This is a genomic window from Yersinia sp. 1252 StPb PI (genome assembly GCF_048593885.1).
Taxonomy (GTDB): Bacteria; Pseudomonadota; Gammaproteobacteria; order Enterobacterales; family Enterobacteriaceae; genus Yersinia; species Yersinia enterocolitica_E.
Genome location: NZ_JAZGQE010000261.1, coordinates 1 through 4,534, shown reverse-complemented (window position 1 = coordinate 4,534; position 4,534 = coordinate 1). Strand labels below are relative to the sequence as shown.

The following is a 4,534-nucleotide window of genomic DNA, read 5'->3' as shown; positions in this document are numbered from 1 at the left end:
GTAACGTCAAGTAAGAAGGGTAATACCCAAAGTAATTGGGGTTACAGCAAGGCAGCCAACGAATGAGTCCCGATGAGCTGACCCTTGTCAGTAATTCGGGCGAGTGAGAGCCGCTAACACAGCAGTAACGTCAAGTAAGAAGGGTATATGAATGACCTGTTAAGCCGTGCCATGAGATTACTCTCTCAGCGTGATCATAGTGAATCGGAGTTGCGTCGTAAGCTTGCAGCCCAGCCTTTTTCGGCAAAAGGGAATTGGGGCAGGCGCACCAGCGGTGAAAATAGCAAACCGGTCGAAGATATTGATCCTCAAGCTATCGAACAAGTTATTGCTTATTGCTACCAACACGATTGGCTAGACGATTCCCGCTTTGCCACCAGTTATATTAATAGCCGTAGTCGGAAAGGATATGGGGCACAGCGCATCCGTTCGGAATTGATGCAAAAAGGGGTCGATAAAGAGCTAATTCAAGCTGCTTTTGAAATCAGTGAAATCGACTGGTGTCTGCTCGCAAAAGAAGTCGCACAGCGTAAATTTAGTGAAACTTTACCTCTTGAGTGGAAAGAAAAGGCGAAAGTTCAGCGTTATCTCCTCTATCGTGGCTTCTTCCAAGAAGAAATTCAGTCGATTTACAATGATTTTGTCGAATGAATGCACGCGGGATTTTACTTCCCCTCGAAGAAAATTTATCTTATTCCCACTTTTTGTTCGTGAGCTTACCCACTGCGTTATCAATAATTGATGCGCAATATGCTTGCGGGCCATTCTTTTAGCTTGTTTCCGGGGCAATTATGAGCAAGAGCACCGCTGAGATTCGTCAAGCGTTTCTCGATTTCTTCCATAGCAAGGGACACCAGGTTGTATCAAGCAGCTCTTTGGTTCCCAATAATGACCCGACGCTGTTGTTTACCAATGCGGGGATGAACCAGTTCAAGGACGTTTTCTTAGGTTTGGATAAACGGGCTTATTCTCGTGCAACGACCTCTCAACGTTGTGTGCGTGCAGGTGGTAAGCATAACGATCTGGAAAACGTAGGTTATACCGCGCGTCATCACACATTTTTCGAAATGTTGGGTAACTTCAGCTTTGGTGATTATTTCAAACATGATGCTATCAGTTTTGCTTGGGAATTATTGACCAGCGAACAGTGGTTTAACTTACCAAAAGAAAAACTTTGGGTAACCGTCTACGAAACCGATGATGAGGCCTATGAAATCTGGGCTAACGACGTTGGTGTTCCTCGTGAACGTATCATTCGTATCGGTGATAACAAAGGTGGTGCTTTTGCGTCAGATAACTTCTGGCAAATGGGTGATACCGGCCCATGTGGTCCATGCACAGAGATTTTCTTTGATCATGGTGACCATATCTGGGGCGGACCTCCTGGGTCGGCAGAAGAAGATGGCGATCGCTATATTGAGATCTGGAACCTCGTCTTCATGCAGTTTAACCGCCAGTCAGATGGCACTATGCTGCCATTGCCTAAGCCCTCGGTTGATACCGGTATGGGGCTTGAGCGTATTGCTGCGGTATTACAACACGTTAATTCTAACTATGAGATTGACCTGTTCCGCGATTTGATTAAAGCGGTGGCGCAAGCCACTGGTGCAACCGATCTTTCCAGCAAGTCGCTGCGTGTCATCGCTGACCATATTCGATCTTGTGCCTTCCTGATTTCTGATGGGGTTATCCCGTCAAATGAAAACCGTGGTTATGTTTTGCGTCGTATTATTCGCCGCGCTATTCGCCATGGCAACATGTTGGGGGCTAAAGAGACTTTCTTCTACAAATTAGTTGCTCCGTTGATTGCCGTGATGGGATCTGCTGCTGCTGAATTGAAACAACAGCAGGCGATGGTTGAACAAGTTCTGAAAACTGAAGAAGAGCAGTTTGCGCGCACCTTAGAGCGTGGCTTAGCCCTGCTGGATGAAGAACTCAGTAAATTGACCGGTGACACCCTCGACGGTGAGACGGCTTTCCGCTTATATGATACTTACGGCTTCCCGGTTGATTTAACTGCTGATGTTTGTCGTGAGCGTAATCTGAAAGTGGATGAAGCTGGTTTTGAACAAGCGATGGAAGCCCAGCGTCGTCGTGCCCGCGAATCCAGTGGTTTTGGTGCAGATTATAATAGTATGATCCGTGTTGATAGCGCGAGCCAGTTCTCGGGTTATGACCATGTTCATCAACAAGCTACCGTTACCGCATTGTTCCGCAACGGGGTAGCCGTTGATGAAATTAATGCCGGTGAAGAGGCAGTTGTTGTCTTGAATCAAACACCATTTTATGGTGAGTCTGGTGGTCAGGTTGGTGACAAAGGCGAACTTAAAAATGCTACCGCCACCTTCGTGGTAGCGGACACTCAGAAATACGGTCAGGCTATCGGTCACTTGGGGCAATTGACTCAAGGCACTCTGCGAGTTAACCACAGTATCGATGCTCAGGTTGACGTCGCACGTCGTAACCGCATTCGGTTGAACCACTCCGCAACCCATTTACTGCATGCGGCATTGCGTAAAACGCTGGGTGAGCACGTTGCTCAGAAAGGCTCGTTAGTTAACGACAAGTATTTGCGTTTTGACTTCTCTCATTTTGAAGCGATGAAGCCAGAACAAATTCGTCAGGTAGAAGATCTGGTCAACGAGCAGATTCGCCGTAACTTGCCAGTCCAGACAGAAGTGATGGAGCTGGATGCAGCCAAAGAAAAAGGGGCGATGGCCCTGTTTGGTGAGAAATACGACGACCAGGTACGAGTATTAACTATGGGCGATTTCTCAACTGAGCTGTGTGGCGGTATTCACGCCAGCCGCACTGGTGATATTGGCTTGTTCCGCATCCTGTCTGAATCAGGTACGGCGGCAGGTATCCGCCGTATCGAGGCGGTCACTGGAGAGGGGGCTATTGCACTGCTACACCAGCAAACTGACCTGCTGGCGGATGTTGCTCATCTGGTGAAAGGTGATACCCATAATTTGGCAGATAAAGTCCGCGCAGTGTTGGATCGCAGTAAACTGCTGGAACGTGAACTCCAGCAACTGAAAGATCAACAAGCCGCTCAAGAAAGTGCGTCATTGTCATCAAGTGCGAAATTGGTTAACGGCGTGAAGTTACTCGTTAGTCAGTTAGACAATGTTGAACCAAAAATGCTGCGTACCATGGTTGATGATCTTAAAAATCAACTGGGGTCGGCCATCATTGTGCTGGCAACGACAGCGGATGATAAGGTCAGCCTGATTGTTGGTGTAACCAAAGATCTTACCGGAAAAGTAAAAGCAGGTGAGTTAATCGCAGATATTGCCCAACAAGTGGGCGGTAAAGGCGGTGGACGGCCTGATATGGCACAAGCGGGTGGTACTGATGTTCTGGCATTGCCAGCGGCATTGGCAAGCGTAGACGCTTGGGTAGCTTCCCGGTTATAAGCAAGTAATGACCTATTAAATCAATACGCCATATCTCTATGCTGGGTATGGCGTTTTTCAATTTTCATGTCATAGTTCGAAAACAAAGTTAAACGCAAAGTTGTTTGCTTCAGCTAAACTTGTATTAGTTAGAGACTCGACCAAGCTACTTACATTTTATGTGAATGTGATGGCTTACGTTTTCACGGTGTATGATGGATAATGGCGGGGAAACTGAGAGACCCGACTCTTTTAATTTTTCAAGGAGCAAAGAATGCTTATTCTGACTCGTCGAGTTGGTGAAACACTCATGATTGGCGATGAGGTTACGGTTACTGTATTAGGGGTTAAAGGCAACCAAGTTCGAATTGGTGTAAATGCTCCGAAAGAGGTTTCTGTTCACCGTGAAGAGATCTACCAGCGCATCCAAGCAGAAAAGTCTCAACCGACGACTTACTGATTTTGAAGCAGCGTCTCGTGTTACACGAGGCGCTACTGCTGTCTATTCTCCTCAGTTCTGCTGTTTTATCTCCTTTTTACCTTCTTCTCCCTGTAATAATTTTCTATTTTCAATCTCTTTAATTGGCCGGTGGTGAGAGTTTTATTTTTTCCTCTATCAAATTACGCCGCAATAAACACTATCTTGCCTGTTGATAAAACACTCTTTTTGACGTCAAACTGGTCATGTTGTGTGTGAATTGTGCAAATGAACGTGAGTTGGGAAAAATTGTTTGACTTATAAGTGCGGGAAAGTAATATGTGCGCCACGCAGTGCCGATGAGCTTCTTCAAAAGCAAGTCAGGTACAATTCGAAAGAAGCGTATGGTGAGGTGGCCGAGAGGCTGAAGGCGCTCCCCTGCTAAGGGAGTATACGGTCAAAAGCTGTATCGAGGGTTCGAATCCCTCCCTCACCGCCATTTACTATGCACCCATAGCTCAGCTGGATAGAGTACTCGGCTACGAACCGAGCGGTCGGAAGTTCGAATCTTCCTGGGTGCACCATATTTTGCAGTATGGTGAAATAGTCAAATGAACATCAGGTAGTGTCAAAGAATTAATTGCACCCATAGCTCAGCTGGATAGAGTACTCGGCTACGAACCGAGCGGTCGGAAGTTCGAATCTTCCTGGGTGCACC

The 4,534-nt window shown here is 46.8% G+C and carries 3 protein-coding genes and 3 tRNA genes; all 6 read left to right on the top strand.

Annotated elements, in window-relative coordinates; all coding sequences use genetic code 11:
- Positions 1-147: 147 nt before the first annotated feature.
- The 6 genes from recX to V2A85_RS22090 all read left to right on the top strand — a co-directional run bounded on the left by recX (position 148) and on the right by V2A85_RS22090 (position 4,532).
- Entirely contained in the window at positions 148-651 is a 504-nt protein-coding gene (gene recX / locus V2A85_RS22115; protein WP_083160248.1) for a recombination regulator RecX, read from the top strand.
- A 140-nt stretch (positions 652-791) separates the two neighbouring features.
- Entirely contained in the window at positions 792-3,419 is a 2,628-nt protein-coding gene (alaS, locus tag V2A85_RS22110) for an alanine--tRNA ligase (protein ID WP_372558114.1), read from the top strand.
- A gap of 253 nt (positions 3,420-3,672) precedes the next feature.
- Complete coding sequence (csrA, locus tag V2A85_RS22105; RefSeq protein WP_002209449.1) at positions 3,673-3,858, top strand: carbon storage regulator CsrA; 186 nt, start codon at positions 3,673-3,675, stop codon at positions 3,856-3,858.
- Positions 3,859-4,222: 364 nt separating this feature from the next.
- Positions 4,223-4,315: transfer RNA gene (locus tag V2A85_RS22100), tRNA-Ser, on the top strand.
- Positions 4,316-4,323: 8 nt separating this feature from the next.
- Positions 4,324-4,400 (top strand) — tRNA-Arg (locus tag V2A85_RS22095).
- 58 nt (positions 4,401-4,458) lie between these two features.
- Positions 4,459-4,532, top strand: a tRNA-Arg gene (locus V2A85_RS22090).
- Positions 4,533-4,534 lie beyond the last annotated feature (2 nt).

Coding starts and splice junctions, on each gene's coding strand:
- recX (WP_083160248.1), top strand. CDS start 148: ATGAATGACCTGTTAAGCCGTGCCATGAGATTACTCTCTCAGCGTGAT.
- alaS (WP_372558114.1), top strand. CDS start 792: ATGAGCAAGAGCACCGCTGAGATTCGTCAAGCGTTTCTCGATTTCTTC.
- csrA (WP_002209449.1), top strand. CDS start 3,673: ATGCTTATTCTGACTCGTCGAGTTGGTGAAACACTCATGATTGGCGAT.